Annotated in this window: 8 protein-coding genes and 1 pseudogene; 7 read left to right on the top strand and 2 right to left on the bottom strand. The window is 45.2% G+C overall.

The genetic code is table 11. The annotated features are described in order from the left end of the window. Positions 1–282: 282 nt before the first annotated feature. The 3 genes from G464_RS0107545 to G464_RS09440 all read left to right on the top strand — a co-directional run bounded on the left by G464_RS0107545 (position 283) and on the right by G464_RS09440 (position 2,999). Positions 283–573 (top strand): hypothetical protein, encoded by a 291-nt coding sequence (locus tag G464_RS0107545; protein ID WP_152670873.1) that lies wholly within the window; start codon positions 283–285, stop codon positions 571–573. Positions 574–1,246: 673 nt separating this feature from the next. Then, positions 1,247–1,921: a hypothetical protein gene (locus tag G464_RS10085; protein ID WP_152670872.1), complete on the top strand. Its 675-nt coding sequence runs from the start codon at positions 1,247–1,249 to the stop codon at positions 1,919–1,921. 151 nt (positions 1,922–2,072) lie between these two features. Next, entirely contained in the window at positions 2,073–2,999 is a 927-nt protein-coding gene (locus G464_RS09440) for an aldo/keto reductase (protein WP_155237064.1), read from the top strand. A 15-nt stretch (positions 3,000–3,014) separates the two neighbouring features. On the opposite strand, the gene G464_RS0107530 is transcribed toward G464_RS09440, so the two are convergent. Beyond that, positions 3,015–4,445: an MATE family efflux transporter gene (locus tag G464_RS0107530; RefSeq protein ID WP_021618589.1), complete on the bottom strand. Its 1,431-nt coding sequence runs from the start codon at positions 4,443–4,445 to the stop codon at positions 3,015–3,017. A gap of 402 nt (positions 4,446–4,847) precedes the next feature. Here G464_RS0107530 and G464_RS09435 point away from each other — a divergent pair. From G464_RS09435 to G464_RS0107510, 4 genes and pseudogenes are all read left to right on the top strand, one after another. Beyond that, a pseudogene (locus G464_RS09435) lies at positions 4,848–7,786 on the top strand (glycoside hydrolase family 3 protein). A 362-nt stretch (positions 7,787–8,148) separates the two neighbouring features. Next, positions 8,149–8,313 carry a hypothetical protein gene (locus G464_RS10080; protein WP_022857355.1) on the top strand — a complete coding sequence of 55 codons (165 nt, stop codon included), beginning with the start codon at positions 8,149–8,151 and terminating at the stop codon, positions 8,311–8,313. Between the two features lie 308 nt (positions 8,314–8,621). After that, positions 8,622–12,185 (top strand): DNA-directed RNA polymerase subunit beta, encoded by a 3,564-nt coding sequence (gene rpoB, locus G464_RS0107515; RefSeq protein ID WP_022857354.1) that lies wholly within the window; start codon positions 8,622–8,624, stop codon positions 12,183–12,185. 67 nt (positions 12,186–12,252) lie between these two features. Next, positions 12,253–16,293 carry a DNA-directed RNA polymerase subunit beta' gene (locus tag G464_RS0107510; RefSeq protein WP_022857353.1) on the top strand — a complete coding sequence of 1,347 codons (4,041 nt, stop codon included), beginning with the start codon at positions 12,253–12,255 and terminating at the stop codon, positions 16,291–16,293. Positions 16,294–16,522: 229 nt separating this feature from the next. Here G464_RS0107510 and G464_RS09430 read toward each other — a convergent pair. Next, a partial coding sequence (locus G464_RS09430; protein ID WP_022857352.1) for a PucR family transcriptional regulator occupies positions 16,523–17,321 on the bottom strand: 799 nt, incomplete at its 5' end.

The raw sequence follows: 17,321 nt of genomic DNA, 5'->3' as shown, positions 1-17,321 counted from the left end.
GGGGAAGATGTAGGGGAAGAAAATTCTTCACTTGCCTGTAAACCTTATTTTATAAGGTGTGGCGGGTAGTTACGGTTAATTCCCTTATCATCCGCTTTTGTCATGTCTCACGACATAGTTTCGCTGGCTGTGTCGTGAGATTTTTGTTTTCATGTGTTGTGGTGTGAGGTTTTGTTTATTTTCCTCCATGCTATATCGTGTGTTGAAGTAATTTCAGAGCTGTACTATCTCTTGCAGGAACGATGTTATGGGACTGGTATTAGGGTATTCCTTGGGGATCGTGTGCTTGTTTTTAATCCGGCTACTGGGGTGGAAGAAGAAAAGGGCCTTGCAGACCTTAAAAATGGTGTAGAGATTAAAACGCTCACTATGGCTGCGTCAAGAAATACAGTAGACTCTTATCTAAGAAATACATCGAAAAAGCTTGATGCTACAACAGTTATCTTCGACAACGTTGATAATCATGGTGCTTCAGATGATGAAATTATTCAGTGGATTCGACGTAGTCAGAGATTTAAAAGAGGGAAAATCTATATCCTTTCGCAAGGAAGCGCTCTAATCAGAATTAGGTGAGAACCCCCGCATCACCCAGCTTCGCTGTTTAATCATGGTGTTACGATAGTTCCCACCTAATCAAGCCAATCGTCTCATTTGTTGCCGTGATAGTCAAGTGGTCAAAAATGCCAGATTGTAAAACCGAAGCAACTATTACTACGCAAGTTCGGTTCTTGCTCACGCTACTTGTAAAAACATTCTCCGCTACGAGATATGGTCTGTTCATCTGTATGGCAGAGTGGTCAATAAAAATAGGGAAGACCACAAAATGACCGAACAAGAACCACCAATTCCACAAGATAACCGATGATGTTTCAGTCTCAATAAGTTCCTTGTAACAACGTTAAAAACAGTTAAATCGATGAAAAGTTATGGTGGATTACACATAAGTGGATGAACCGTAAACTATCGAGAGAACAGTACGTAAGCTACTCAATTTTGTCAATGGGTAACCAGGCAACCATGTGCTCAAACTACTTCCAAGAAATCAGTATCGACTACGACGCAAACAGCCCAATCATACGCGGATTTTACCGAGCTTGCACAATCGTTGCCATTACGCTGCAACAGGACATACAGTACCAGTTTCTTCTACGAAATTTGCTTTTAAACGTGTCTATAGTTTTCCTAAAACTTCGCCTTCCCAGCTGGCTTATAATAGTGTCTATCGGTACCGCAGAAATAGGTCAGCATGAAAAAGAAAATTCCAGCACATTGGCTATGCGCTATACTCACTCTATGTTGGTTTGTTTTCACGGTTATCGTCTGTTTTCTAGACAGTGTTCCTCATCAAAATGTTCTGATTAATCTTTATGTAGCTCATATAACTGCGCAGGATGTGTATTACATCTTAGGTTTTATTCTGCTGCTTTGGATCCTTTACGGTTTTATACGTCTATGGAAAATATCTGAGCGTATAGCTAGATTTCTTCTTGTTTTACTGGGATGGATTCCAATTATGCTGATTTCTTTTCTTGCTTCTTTTGTTTTGCTAATGAGTCATGCAGGAGCAAGTTATACAGAATTATCTTCTCCGGATGGTCAGCACACTCTTGTTGCGCAAGAACACTCATTTCTTTTGCTTGGTTCGGCAAGCTTGTATGAACGGACAAGTGTTTTAACTGTGAAAGAAATACCCGATGCCGTGTTTTTGCCCGATGATGGTTTCGCGCCTTTTTCTGCTAACGAATACTGGGTGCAGTGGAATCAGCATAAAGTAGCTGTAGCTGTAAATATGAATGATAATCGTGAGTGGGATGCTTTGACTATGGATCTGTCTGCGTCAGATTATGACGTACATTATTATGAGTCACGCTCTTCGAAGCATAAGAGTTTGAATGACTTTATAGAAAGAGTTATCAAATAACTTTTGATTTAGACGTGCATCACTCCAATGGTGAAGCATCGAGTACAATAAAAACATTGCACCACACATACAAAGGAGTATTTTATGCACACGCGACACGCATCACGTTTAGGGACGCCTGTATCGGAAATTGGATTAGGTACGTGCTAATTTGGCACCGATTAGGGGAGAAGCTACACCAAAGGATGCTTATGCAGTGCTTGAGACCGCGGTTGAGCAAGGCGTTATTTTTATTGATACCGCCGATGTATATGGCGATGGCAGAAGTGAGCAGTTTGTAGGTCAGTTCAGAAAGAATCATCTGGATAAGAAACTTTTTATTGCTACGAAAATGGGACGCAGAGAGCCTCAGATTTTCGATGAGTATGATCGAGATAATTTTATTGTATGGAATGACCGTTCACGCATTAATTTGCAGATGGATACTTTAGATTTAGTGCAGTTACATTGCCCTCCAACGGATGTGATTACTGCACAGCGCACCTATGATTTTCTTGATGATATGGTAGAGCAAGGTCGTATCGCTCGGTATGGAGTGAGCGTAGAAACATGCGAGCAAGCTTTATTAGCTATGCAACGTGACCATGTGGCATCTATACAAATTATTATGAATGTTTTCCGCAGAAAACCATTAGAAGAAATGCTTCCACGAGCAATAGAAACAGGAACAGCGATTATTGTTCGTGTACCTCTTGCATCAGGATTATTGAGCGGAAAATATACGAAAGATACCACTTTCGCGCCAATAGATCATCGCACATACAATCGTCACGGTGAGTCCTTCGATGTGGGAGAGACTTTTGCAGGTGTTCCTTTTGACGTTGGGGTAGAAGCTGCTCAAACATTTAGCGCGCTCGCACGCGAATATGTTCCTCAAGCCAGCCCTGCACAAGTAGCATTGAGATGGATTTTAGACCAAGAAGGTGTAAGCACTGTTATTTCTGGAGGTCGTAATACCACACAGGTGAAGAGCGATAGTCAAGCTGCTGATCTTGCCCCTCTACCAGCACAATTACATGAGGCTTTAGAAGATTTGTATAACGAGCATATTCGTCAGTATGTGCATGATCGCTGGTAAATAAATATGTGTGGCTTAACTTTCATGTGAGAGCTTGTTAAGCCACACATTGCTTTTTACCCTATATAAGAACAAAGCTCCGCAAATCCACCACTGAATAACACACGCTAACCAGTAACCATTCACTCCCAATAATGGGCATAAAAATATAGCAAGAGGCACGCGTATAGCCCAGATAGTTCCAGCATTAAAGAAGCTGGACACTAAAGTATCCCCAGATCCTCTCAAAGCAGCAGAAGCTACAATCGACACAGCAAAAAATGGCTCAGCAAGAGTGCCAATCCTCAAAGCAGTCGAAGCAACGGACTGAATATCCTTATCAGGGGAGAGCAAAGCAATAATATAAGGCGCTCCAATAAACATCACTATGCCAGCAATACTCATAGTGACAACTCCCAGTGCAATAGAAAGCCAAGCGAAACGCTGAGACATAATACGTTGCTTTGCTCCAATAGATTGCCCAACAATGGCTGTAGAAGCAGAACCAATACCGTAACCTGGTTGATAACAAATACTTTCAGCAGTTACAGCAAAAGCATTAGCAGCAATTGCTGTGGTTCCTAAAGGCGCAATAATGCGTGTGCTCACCACTTGTGCACAATTAGTCACAGCATTTTCAACGGCAACAGGCGCACTAATTTTCAGCGCAGTCAATAAAATTGAACGATGAAAATGCAAACGTTCATGAGAGTGCAGTTTCAAAAATGGGCTGTGAAGAAGCATATACCACAGATAGATAAGCGCTCCCACAAGCTCAGCAAGAGCTGTTCCTAATGCTGCGCCGGCTACACCTAAATCGGCTCCAGGCCACAGCACAGAAAAATACCCCCAGCTATATGTGTGAGCAGGATAAATAAGCATAGAGTTGAAGAGAACGTCGCACAAGCACATAATAATGCTAACAACACTGGGGATTTTCATATTTCCAGTGCTTTGAATCATTGCGCTACCCAAAGAAGTAATCTGTAACGCGCACAAAGACGCACCAAAAATACAGATATATGCAGTCGAATCAGAACGAATTTCAGGGTCTCCGCCAAGCCATACAGGTATGAAAGCAGATAAAGAAACATTCAGCACAGATAAAAGGGCAGAAAAACACAATCCAACAATCAAACCTTGTTTCATTGTATTGCGAGCCACAGCATTGTGTTGTGATCCGCAGGCTTGAGCTACCTGAACACTAAACCCAGTGGTTAAAGCAAAACATAATCCTTGAAAAACCCATGTTACAGGCGAAACGAGACCAATAGAAGCCGACGCATGCGTGCTTAAATGACCAACCATACCAGCGTCAATATATTGCATCACAATATACGATAACTGCGCTGCAATTGTTGGTAAAGACAGAATAGCAACTAGATATATGCTACGACGAGCAGATAAGGTCTGCCCAGATTGAACCTGTTGAAGCAGCTGCGCTGACGAGGGAAAAGTTTTTCTCATGATGAGCTAACGCTATCATATAAAAGCACTTTCATAAAATGCTGCTAGAGCTTGTCGCGCAGGCGGGTATTTTCAAAAACAGTGCAATTACTGTTCGTTCGTGTCCTTCGATGGCGTGGTGAGTGCGCATCCAGCGTGAAGAATGTTCGTTGTGAGCCGTGTTCATAATATCCTTTCGCGCTGCTTTAGGCGGGTAATGCGGGTCTATGGGATAAAAGCGGGTGAGCCAATCACGAGTTTATATCCATTATCCCTTATTGTGTGGCAATGCCACAATTCTTTCGTATGTGGTCATTGAGCACACTATGGCTTTCTGTATACGCTCGTAGGGTCGCAACGAGGACTCTTTTCACTGGTGAAAGGAGGCGATATGAAGAAAGCGATATGAAGAAAGGATAACTGATGCTTGAACTTAATATAGATGATGTTCTTGCTGTGTTTGGTTCAGTACGGACATATCTTATTACTGCGGGCGTTATAGTTTTGATTGCGCTTTTGCTTACGATTGGTGTGAATAAAAAATTGGTTGCTCATCGTAGCGTGCGTAAATTGAGTCATTCGGGTACGTGGATTGTGGCGTTGACGACCATAGTGGTAACGATGTCGATGATGCTTTTGAGTCCTTTGAGTAAGGTGCTGACGTTATTTACGAGTGCGCGCTTATCTCTTACGCACAGCACTATCGATAAGACGAATGCTCTTGCTGTTAATTTTGAACGTGAAGGTGCAGTTCTTTTACAAAATAAGGAGAACACGCTACCAATTTCTCAGCCAGGGCGAATTAATGTTTTCGGGTGGGCATCTACAAATCCGATTTATGGAGGAACTGGTTCCGGAGCACTGTCTGATGCATACCCAACCACATCTATTCTTGACTCATTGAAATCTGCTGGTTTTACTACCAACAAAGATTTAGAGAAGTTCTATACCGACTATTCCACAACACGTGGCGAAATTTCTGTGACTAAAGCAGACTGGACCTTGCCAGAACCTCCAGCAACTAACTATTCACAGCAACTGATAGATGGAGCACAATAATTCTCCGATACTGCTGTTGTAGTCATTGGTCGCGTGGGTGGAGAAGGTCTCGACCTGCCTAAAGATATGAATGCTTCGGATGTGGTGTATACCAACAATTCTTCGCAGTATAAGGATTTTGAAGAGGGGCAGCATTATCTCGAGCTGAATCATACAGAAAAAGATATGCTTGAGCTTGTTACACGTTCTTTTAATAAAGTAATCCTGTTGTATAACGGTGCAAATGCTTTTGAAATGGGTTTCTTGCAGGATTATTCGCAGATTAAATCTGTGCTATGGGCACCTCATCCTGGTCAAGCCGGATTCCAAGCTATCGGTGAGATTATGAAAGGAACAGTTAATCCATCTGGTAAAACTGCAGATACATTTATCAAAGATTTCACTGCCTCTCCAAGTTTCAATAATTTTGGAGACTTTAAGTATGCGAATGCTCAGGAATTTGAGATTGAATCTGCTCGAGGACTGCGTTCTCCTCGTTTTGTAAATTACGTAGAGGGTATTTATGTTGGATATCGTTTCTTTGAAACAGCATCTGACTTAGGTGTTATAAACTATGATGACGTTGTTCAGTTCCCGTTCGGATACGGTTTGAGCTACACGACTTTCCAGCAAACTATGGGCGATATAACGTATGCACAGGGTATAGTCAGCTTTGACGTAACAGTTACAAATACGGGTTCTGTGCCAGGCAAAGATATTGTGCAAGTCTACTCGAATCCTCCTTATACTGAAGGAGGAATTGAAAAAGCAACAGCAAATCTGATTGCCTACGACAAAACTGAGGAACTAGCTCCAGGACAATCTCAAACAGTCAAGATCTCTTTCGCTGAAGATGATTTAGCATCGTATGACTACAAGAATGCTCGTGCGTATGTGCTTGAGCAAGGCGATTACAATATTTCTATTCGCCAAGATAGTTATCATATTATTGACTCGAAGAATATTACTGTGGATTCAACAATAACGTACAATACTACTGAGCATACGCATTCTCAAGATCAGCAAGTAGCGACGAATGTTTTTGATGACGTACAAGGTGATGTAACCTATCTGTCTCGCCACAATAGTTTCGAAAACTATGCGCAGGCTGTGGCGGCTCCAACGAATTTTGAGATGTCAGATGAAGCTAAATCAACCTTTTACAATAACGGAAACTATGATCCGCACAAGTTCGATAAAGCTGATGATAAGATGCCAACAACAGGCGCTAAGAATGATATTCGCTTGGCTCAGCTTCGAGGAAAAGCCTATGACGATAAATTATGGGACAGGTTTCTCGACCAGCTTAGCATTGATGAGATGAATAATCTGATTGCCAATGGTGGGTACTCGAATGCGGCGATTGATTCAATTGGCAAAATTCGCTTAGCAGATGTAGACGGTCCAGCAGCGCTCAAAGATAATTTCACAGGTGTTTCTTCTATTGGTCTGCCAGCAAATATTGTGTTAGCCAATAGCTGGAACAAACAGCTAGCCCGTGAATTCGGTGAAAACATTGGTGTGATGGCTCACGAACTCAATATTGCAGGATGGTATGCTCCTTCAATTAATATTCACCGCAGCGAATTTGGAGGACGAAACTTTGAATATTTCTCTGAAGATCCATTACTCACAGGCTCTTTAGCTTCGGGACAAGTTCTGGGCGCTGCTCAGTATGGCGTATATGCTTTTACTAAGCATTTCGCGCTAAATGAACAAGAAACGCAGCGTAACGGGCAGCTGACAACATGGTCTAACGAGCAGGCTATTCGAGAAATCTATCTGAAGCCTTTTGAAACAGTCATCAAAGCAAATCTTAATGCAGGTGTGAACTCGATGGCGATTATGGGAGCAACTATATTGGCAATACTTATGCCAGTGCTTCCTTGCCGTTGAACCAAACCGTCTTGCGTGACGAGTGGGGCTTTAGAGGAATGGTAGAAACAGACTACTTCTCTGATCCAAACTACGGGTACCAAAATGCTGATCAGCTTATTCGCGGCGGAACAGATATTATGCTTGCTACAGCAAAAACCACGAATTATGTCACTGACTTCAGTGCTACTGCTGTTATTGAAATGCGTCGAGCAACGCGCAATATTTTGTACACAACGGTGAACTCTTGGCGCTATGAGAATGGAGAACCTCGCGCTCGCATAGACACGTGGAAGATTATCTTGTTCGTTGTTGACGGTATCTGTGCGCTTCTTCTTGCGGCATGGGCTGTTATGACTCTTCTTAAGTTTAGAACGCGCTGGACAGCTGAAACTTCTGCTCAATCAGTGGTCGATGCTGCGGGAGATGTTGCGGCTGCGAATAACTAAAGCTTTTGCCTTTTTATTATAGCTTTTGCCTCTGCTCGTTATCGTTATCGTTATTGAGCGTTATTGAGCACGAAGAGTGCGAAGAGAGTGAAGAGCGCGATACTAGCCCTGAACTACGTGAACTTTCTGCTCCTTGTTGTAAAACTGGGTCTGGCAGACAAGCTTAGTTCAGGGCTTTTGCTTTAGCTGATTACTGCGGGTGCATGGGTACGTAGGTACGAGGGGGGGGAGTATACTTATATGCACGTTTTACTCCAATGATGAAGTAAGGCGCACCTAAGTTGTAGCTTATTCAGTCATAACTTACAGATGACTAGGTTTGTTAGGCTCGGATGTAGTTGCGAGAGAGAGGGGAGAGTCTTATGAATATTCCAGTAATAGCTTTAGGAAGTTTGATTGTGCTTCTACTTATTCCATGGATTATTTTTAGTAGAAAATGGAATGCTAGGACAAAGCAGATATATCGTGCGTTTTTTGCGCTGACTATATGTATTTTTGTGATTGTTGTGGCGTTGATGATTGCATAATACAATCTATGCGGAGTAGAAGTGCTCCGCATATTTTTTATACTTGTTGCGTTGCACGCACAATAGTTACCACGCGAGCATCTTCAGACTACATGGACAATCTCGACACGCCTAGAGAAAACAACAAAAATAAACAGTTTAAACTTGACTTTTCTTCTGTGAATAAATATACTTGATATGTTCTGACTTGTGTCATATTGCGGGCATGGGCTAAAAGCGGTGATGCAAGTGTATATAGCGGCTCTTGCTATCGCTTTCGATAATAACTCGAAAACAATGTAATTACAGCGAATGGTAAGGAATTCCCCTTGGCTGCTCAGAAAAGCAATAGTGCAACGGCAGTAATTGCACGCGCAGATGAGAATGACATCAAACTGCGTAAGGCAACTGACCGTGTTAATTTCGGCTCTATCCGTGAGCCAATTGAAGTGCCTGATCTTCTCGGCGTACAAACCGACAGCTTTGACTGGCTGATTGGTAACGAACGCTGGCAGGCACGTGTTACTGAAGATGAAAACAACGGTACATTTACTGTTCCTCACATCTCCGGTCTTGACGAGGTCTTTAACGAAATTTCTCCTATTGAGAACTTCGCTCAGACCATGTCTTTGACCTTCTCCGATCCATACTTCGAAGATCCACGTCACACCGTGCAGGAGTGCAAGGAAAAGGATTACACCTATTCTGCTCCTTTGTATGTGAATGCGGAATTCACTAACTATGAGACTGGTGAAATTAAGTCCCAGACCGTGTTCATGGGTGATTTTCCACTCCAAACACCTCATGGTACCTTCATTATTGGCGGTACTGAGCGTGTTATCGTTTCTCAGTTAGTACGTTCCCCAGGTGTGTACTTCGATCGTCAAGCCGTGCAGTCTTCCGATAAGGAAGTTTTCGGCGCAAAGATTATTCCAAGCCGTGGTGCATGGCTTGAGTTTGAAATCGATAAGAACGACGTTTTGGGCGTGCGTATCGATCGTAAGCGTAAGCAGTCTGCAATTGTCTTCTTGAAGGCTATTGGCATGACTGATTCCGAGATTGCTACCGCTTTCAAGGATTATCCTTTGGTTATGTCTGCTTTGGAGCAGGATAAGACAGAGAGCCAGGAAGCAGCTCTTGTTGAGCTGTACCACAAGATTCGTCCAAACGATGCTGCAACTGCAGATGCTGGTCGTAACTTGCTTGACTCCTTCTACTTCAATACCAAGCGTTACGATTTGGCTCGCGTTGGTCGTTACAAGATTAATCAGAAGCTTGGTTTGGAAGCTGATGTTAACGATCGTTCTTTGTCTCGTGAAGACATTATCGCTACCATTAAGTACTTGGTCAGCTTGCATGCAGATAGCGAGACCTTCCCAGGAAAGCGCAATGGTGAAGATGTTGAACTGCGTGTTGACGTAGACGATATTGATCACTTCGGAAACCGTCGTATCCGTCAGGTGGGTGAGTTGGTTCAGAACCAGCTGCGCACTGGTTTGTCTCGTATGGAACGTGTTGTGCGTGAACGTATGACCACTCAGGATGCTGAAGCAATTACTCCGCAGTCTCTGCTGAACATTCGTCCAGTAGCAGCAGCTATTAAGGAGTTCTTCGGTACTTCTCAGCTGTCTCAGTTCATGGATCAGAACAATCCACTGGCAGGAGTAACCAATAAGCGTCGTCTTTCTGCTTTGGGTCCTGGTGGTTTGTCTCGTGACCGCGCCTCCATGGAAGTTCGAGATGTACACCAGTCCCACTTCGGACGTATGTGCCCAATTGAATCTCCTGAAGGTCCAAACATTGGTTTGATTGGTTCCTTGGCGACCTTCGGTCGTGTGAACCCATTCGGTTTCATTGAAACTCCATACCGCAAGGTTGTGGACGGTCAGGTAACCAACGATGTGGTATACATGACTGCAGATCAGGAATCCGAGCACTTCATTGCACAGGCTAACCAGAAGCTCGATGCTGAAGGTCGTTTCTTAACCCAGGAAGCTCTGGTACGAGATGCGAACGCAGAAGCAGAGGACGTTCCTGTTTCTCAGGTTGATTTCATGGATGTATCCCCACGCCAGATGGTGTCTGTGGGTGCTTCCTTGATTCCGTTCTTGGAGCATGATGAGGGTCACCGCGCATTGATGGGTGCTAACATGCAGCGTCAGGCTGTGCCTCTGATTAAGTCCGAACGACCATTGGTTGGTACGGGCACAGAATGGCGTGCAGCTGTTGACTCTGGTGATGTTATTAAGGCTGATAAAGATGGTGTTGTTATCTATGTGTCCGCTGATTTAATTCGCGTACTCAACGACGATGGCACTCAGTCTTCTTACAAGCTCGTTAAGTTCCAGCGCTCCAATCAGACCACATGCTACAACCAGGTTCCTTTGGTTAACGAAGGAGACCGCGTTGAAGTTGGATCTGTTTTGGCTGATGGTCCTGCAACTGATCAGGGTGAATTGGCTTTGGGTAAGAACTTGCTCGTAGCCTTCATGCCTTGGAACGGTTACAACTACGAAGATGCAATTATTATTTCTCAGCGTTTGGTTCAGGACGATACATTGTCGTCCATTCACATTGAAGAGTACGAGATTGATGCTCGTGAAACCAAGCTTGGCGCAGAAGAAATTACTCGTGATCTTCCAAACGTAGGTGAAGATGCTTTGGCTAACCTCGATGACCGCGGTATTATTCGCGTGGGTGCCGAAGTTGAGCCAGGCGATATTTTGGTAGGTAAGGTTACACCTAAGGGTGAAACTGAGCTGACTCCAGAAGAGCGTCTGCTGCGCGCTATCTTCGGTGAGAAGAGCCGCGAAGTACGTGACACTTCTTTGCGCGTACCACACGGTGAGAATGGTACTGTTATTGGTATTAAGGAAATTACTCGCGAAGATGCCGAAGAAGACGGCGATGAACTTCCAACTGGCGTAAACCACATGATTCGCGTGTATATTGCTCAGCATCGTAAGATTACGCAGGGCGATAAACTCGCAGGTCGTCACGGTAATAAGGGTGTTATTTCTCGTATCCTTCCAGAAGAAGATATGCCATTCCTCGCAGACGGTACTCCAGTGGATATTATGTTGAACCCATTGGGTGTGCCATCTCGAATGAATGTTGGTCAGGTTCTGGAATTCCACTTGGGTTGGATTGCTAAGTCTGGTTGGGATATTAGCATCGATCCAGATTTGGAAGCAGCATGGAAGAACTACATCCCAGAAGGTGCCGAAAAGGGCGAACCTGGCACTCCTGTGGCAACCCCTGTCTTCGATGGCGTGAAGCCAGATGTACTCAACGGTTTGCTCTCTACCACTTTGCCTAACCGCGATGGTGATCACATGGTTGGCAAGAATGGTAAGGCTCAGCTCTTCGACGGACGTACCGGTGAACCATTCGGCAAGCCAATTTCTGTGGGCTACATGTACATGCTTAAGCTCCACCATTTGGTAGACGACAAGATTCACGCTCGTTCTACAGGTCCTTACTCCATGATTACCCAGCAGCCATTGGGCGGTAAAGCTCAGTTCGGTGGTCAGCGCTTCGGTGAGATGGAGGTATGGGCTCTGGAAGCTTATGGAGCAGCACATACCCTGCACGAAATGATGACTGTAAAGTCCGATGACGTAGACGGTCGCGTACGTGTATACGGAGCTATCGTTAAGGGCGATAACTTGCCATCTGCAGGTATTCCAGAATCCTTCAAGGTTCTGCTCAAGGAAATGCAGTCCCTGTCTCTGAATGTTGAAGTGCTTAACGCTGAAGGCGTTGCTATCGATATGAAGGAAGAAGACGGAGACCCAGTTTCTGCTACTGATGATCTCGGCTTCAATATTGGATCTCGCCCAGATGCATCTGCTGGTTATGAAGAGCCAGTAGCATCTGAGTTCCAGGCCTAAGCTGCTCGCTGAAGCCATAAAGTAAGCCGATAAGTAGACGTAATAAACAGAAAAGACAGGACATTAAATGCTTGATGTAAACGCATTTGATCAAGTGCGAATTGGTTTGGCAACAGCCGAAGAGATTCGCGGCTGGTCCCACGGTGAAGTGAAGAAGCCGGAGACCATTAATTACCGTACCTTGAAGCCTGAAAAGGACGGTCTGTTCGGTGAGCAGATTTTTGGACCTACTCGCGATTGGGAATGTGCATGTGGAAAGTACAAGCGCGTGCGCTTTAAGGGCATTGTGTGCGAACGTTGTGGTGTGGAAGTAACCCGCTCCCGCGTACGCCGTGAACGTATGGGACACATTGAACTTGCTGCGCCAGTAACACATATCTGGTTCTTCAAGGGTGTTCCATCCCGTTTGGGCTACCTGCTTGACATGTCTCCAAAGGACCTCGAAAAGGTTATCTACTTTGCTGCCTATATGGTCACTAAGGTAGATGAGGATGCACGTCATAAGGATATGCCAGATCTTCAAGATGAGTTTGATGTAGAAATTAGCCGTTTGACTCAGCGTCGCGATAACGAGTTAGATACTCGCGCGAAGAAGCTCGAAGAAGATTTGGCTGAGCTCGAAGCAGACGGCGCAAAGTCTCCAGCTAAGGCAAAATTGCGTTCTAGCGCAGAAAAAGAACTCAAGAATATTCGCCAGAAGTACGATGACGAAATTGCTCGTAGCAGTGCTGTATGGGAGAAGTTCAAGAGTTTAAAGCCTGGCGATATGGAAGGCGATGTAGATCTGTGGCGTGAGATGGAAGATCGCTACGGTGATTACTTCGAAGGTTGCATGGGTGCTGAAGCTATTCGTCAGCGCTTGCTCGACTTCGATTTGCAGGCTGCAACTGAAGAACTTCAAGATGCTATTGCTACCGGTACAGGTCAGCGCAAGGCTCGCGCTTTGAAGCGTTTGAAGGTTGTACGCTCCTTCGTAGATACCGGCAAATCCCCAGCAGCTATGGTTCTGGATGTTGTTCCAGTTATTCCACCAGATTTGCGCCCAATGGTTCAGCTTGATGGTGGACGCTTTGCAACCTCTGATTTGAACGACTTGTATCGTCGCGTTATTAACCGTAATAACCGTTTGAAGCGACTGATTGAACTGGGTGCTCCAGAAATCATGCTGAACAACGAAAAGCGCATGTTGCAGGAAGCAGTTGATTCGCTCTTCGATAACGGTCGTCGCGGTCGTCCAGTAACAGGTGCATCCAACCGCCCACTGAAGTCCTTGTCCGATATGCTCAAGGGTAAGCAGGGTCGTTTCCGTCAGAACTTGCTGGGTAAGCGTGTAGATTACTCTGGTCGTTCCGTAATTGTGGTTGGACCATCCTTACGTATGCACCAGTGCGGTTTGCCAAAGTCTATGGCTCTGGAGCTGTTCAAGCCATTCGTTATTAAGCGTTTGGTTGATAAGGGCTACTCTCAGAACATGAAGAGCGCAAAGCGTCTTGTAGACCGCGGTGATGTTGTGGTGTGGGATGTTCTTGAAGAAGTTATTGCTGAACATCCAGTACTTCTTAACCGTGCACCTACTTTGCACCGTCTGGGTATTCAGGCATTCGAGCCTGTGCTTGTAGAAGGTAAAGCAATCCACCTTCCGCCACTTGCTTGTGCAGCATTTAACGCTGACTTCGATGGTGACCAGATGGCAGTGCATTTGCCTTTGTCTGCTGAAGCTCAGGCTGAAGCGCGTACTTTGATGATGGGTTCCGACAACATTTTGAAGCCAGCAGACGGTCACACCGTAACCATGCCTTCTCAGGATATGATTATTGGTTTGTTCTACTTGTCTACTGTTGTTGGCGGTGCTAAGGGTCAGGGTCGCGTATTCAGTTCCATGGCTGAAGCTCGTATGGCTTTGGACTTGGGCGAGATTGATATGCAGGCTAAGGTACTGATTCGTCAGCCTGAAGGCTTCGTTCTGCCAAAGAACTGGCAGCCAGGCGAGGTAGAGATTATTGATCCTATTGACGGCAATGTAACTGTTGCTCAGGAAGAGCGCTTTGCAGATGGTTCTGTGCTCTTCGCAACCTCTTACGGTCGTATGCTCTTTAACGAGACTTTGCCAGTAGACTACCCATTCGTCAATGAACAGGTAGCTAAGGGCAAGCTCTCTGGCATTGTTGATGACATTGCTGCTCGTTACTCTACGCAGCAGGTGGCAGCAACTCTGGATGCTTTGAAGGATCTGGGCTTCACCCGTGCACCATGGTCTGGTGTGACCATGGCATTCTCCGATATTGTTGCTCCAAGCAACCATCAGGAGATTGTAGAATCCTACGAAGAGCAAGCTCGTAAGGTTAACGACCAGTATGATATGGGTCTGCTGACCGAAGAAGAACGTAAGCAAGAGCTGATTAACCTGTGGACAGAGTGCACCGATAAGGTAGCAGACGCTATGCAGGAGAACTTCCATGACGATAATAATGTGAACATCATGGTTCAGTCTGGAGCTCGCGGTAACTGGATGCAGATTCGTCAGATTGCTGGTATGCGAGGCCTTGTGGCAGATCCTAAGGGTGAAACTATTGCTCGTCCAGTGAAGTCTAACTACCGTGATGGTTTGTCTGTGCTCGAGTACTTCATTTCTCAGCACGGTGCTCGTAAGGGTCTGGCAGATACCGCATTGCGTACTGCAGAGTCTGGTTACCTCACACGTCGTCTGGTAGACGTATCTCAGGATGTTATTGTTCGTTCTCACGACTGCGGTTCCAAGAAGGGTCTGCCAATGCAGATTGCTGAACGCGATGCTGACGGCAACCTCGTATTGGTTAAGAACGCTGATGGTGGCCCATACTCCCGTATTTTGGCTGCAGATGTGATTGATCCAGCAGATGGCGAAACCGTTCTGTACAAGCGCGGAGATGCTTTGTCTATGGACGTGCTCAACGATTTGGTTGCTCACGGTGTAGAAAAGGTATCCGGTCGTTCCGTATTGACCTGCGAATCCACCAACGGTGTGTGCGCAATGTGCTACGGCTGGTCCTTGGCAACTAATCGCCTCGTGGATATTGGTGAAGCAGTAGGTATTGTGGCAGCACAGTCCATTGGTGAACCTGGTACTCAGCTGACGCTGCGTTCCTTCCACTCCGGTGGTGTTGCATCGGCATCTGATATTACGCAGGGTCTTCCTCGTGTTGCTGAGCTTTTCGAGGCACGTAATCCTAAGGGTGAAGCTCCAATTGCTAGCGATGCAGGTACTGTGCGCATTGAAGATAACGAAGCAGGACGTAAGATTCTGCTCAGCCCAGATGATGGTAGCGATGTGATTGAATACCCAGTATCTCGTCGTAACCCAGTTATCGTTCAGGATGGACAGCATGTTGAAGCTGGTGACCAGCTGACCGAAGGTTCTGTTGATCCTAAGAAGATTACTGATATTCTCGGTGCTCGTGCAGGTCAGGTATCCATTGTGGAAGGTGTTCACGATGTATACCGCAGCCAGGGTGTAGATATTCACGACAAGCATATTGAAGTGATTGTGCACCAGATGCTGCGCCGCGTTACCGTTATTGAGTCCGGCGATACCAAGTATCTTCCAGGTGAATTGGTTGATCAGCAGATCTTCCGCGCTGCAAATAAGGCTGCTGTGGCCGCAGGTCATAAGCCAGGCGTAGGACGTCCAGTATTGATGGGTATTACCAAGGCTTCCTTGGCTACCGAATCCTGGCTGTCTGCTGCATCCTTCCAGGAGACTACTCGCGTTCTGACCGAGGCTGCTTTGAGTCAGAAGGTTGATGACCTGAAGGGTCTGAAGGAGAACGTGATTATTGGTAAGCTGATTCCAGCAGGTACCGGTTTGTCTCGTTACGGCAATATTAAGGTAGAGCCAGATAAGGCTATCCGTGACACTATTTACCCAAGCTTCGGTTTGGATAATGATATGAACGGTGACTTCTCTGGTTTGGGCGATGCAGACTTCTCTGATGTTGACTTCGCAAACCTTGACCTTGCTGATCTCGACTTGGGTCAGGAATTTAATCCAGATGACTTCCTCAACGATTTTGGAGGACAAGTTGACGGAGGAGACCTGAACCTTGGCGGCTCTGCTGATTTTACTGAGTAAATTCAGCTAATATAAAAAGTCTCGTGCAGTTTATGAGAACTGTGCGAGACTTTTGTTTTGCCTGTATGAGTGAAATCGATACGCGCAACTGATATGCCACTTGTGAAGCCATTTTTGCGCATCAAAACTAGCATAAAAGGTGTATTAATCGGTTAAGTGGGGGAGAGAAGGGTATGAAGCAGGGAGGGGACAGGAGTTCAGGTGACGCGCGTAAAGAAGAACTCCCCAATTACTGATGCATAAGAGCTAAAGCATCCTTATGCAGGCCAATCTTAATAGCGGTTAATAAAACATACGCTTCATGAGAATCGGTGGCATCCCATCCAGTGAGTTGAACGGACTTTTTGAGACGATAACGAATTGTATTAGGGTGCACATTCAAAGCACGAGCAGTTTTTCCCAAAGAAAAACCAGTGAATAAATAATTCTTCAGTGTAGAAAGAATCTGCGTTTTGTGCTCCTCTTTCTTCATAGGAGCATAAACCTTATCATAGAGCTCATCTTGAGCATCAACGTCTCCGAAAAGCGCACGTTCAGCAAGTAAATCTTCTGCACGCATAGGATTTGGATGGTCAGGGTAAGCAAAACGAGCCTTAAAACCATTCACCGCAGCACGCAAAGATGCCGAAGCGCCTTCCAAACGTGAGCGTACAGGACCATAGCATACAGCAGGAATTTTTTCGAAGAGCTCAGCCATCACTTCTAAGAAAGGCTGACGAGAAGATTCTTCACCCATTCCCACTAAAAGAATAGTGTAGGAGTCATGAGAAGTAATGCAGGCTTGTCCGCCAAGCTTCAAAATAGCATTACGAAAATCAGCTTGAATAAAACTGGAATGTAAACTGTTCGAGGTATCAAAATTACCCACCACTCCAAAGAAACGTTCAGCTGGTTGCCATTTAAAATTGGCTATACGTGATTGAAGAGAAGGGGAGTAGTCCTGATTGAGTAGGGACTCAATAATAAATGCTTCATCGCGTGTATCCCAAATACTTCGTGTAGCTGCAACTCGTCCGTAAATACGTGCT

This window comes from Alloscardovia omnicolens DSM 21503 (genome assembly GCF_000420505.1).
Lineage (GTDB): Bacteria > Actinomycetota > Actinomycetes > Actinomycetales > Bifidobacteriaceae > Alloscardovia > Alloscardovia omnicolens.
This window is presented reverse-complemented; position numbering and strand designations above follow the sequence as displayed.

What these genes read in the sequence shown, in the direction of transcription:
- G464_RS10085 (WP_152670872.1), top strand. Translation starts at nt 1,247, where the DNA reads ATGAAAAAGAAAATTCCAGCACATTGGCTATGCGCTATACTCACTCTA.
- G464_RS0107530 (WP_021618589.1), bottom strand. Translation starts at nt 4,445, where the DNA reads ATGAGAAAAACTTTTCCCTCGTCAGCGCAGCTGCTTCAACAGGTTCAA.
- G464_RS10080 (WP_022857355.1), top strand. Translation starts at nt 8,149, where the DNA reads ATGAATATTCCAGTAATAGCTTTAGGAAGTTTGATTGTGCTTCTACTT.
- G464_RS0107510 (WP_022857353.1), top strand. Translation starts at nt 12,253, where the DNA reads ATGCTTGATGTAAACGCATTTGATCAAGTGCGAATTGGTTTGGCAACA.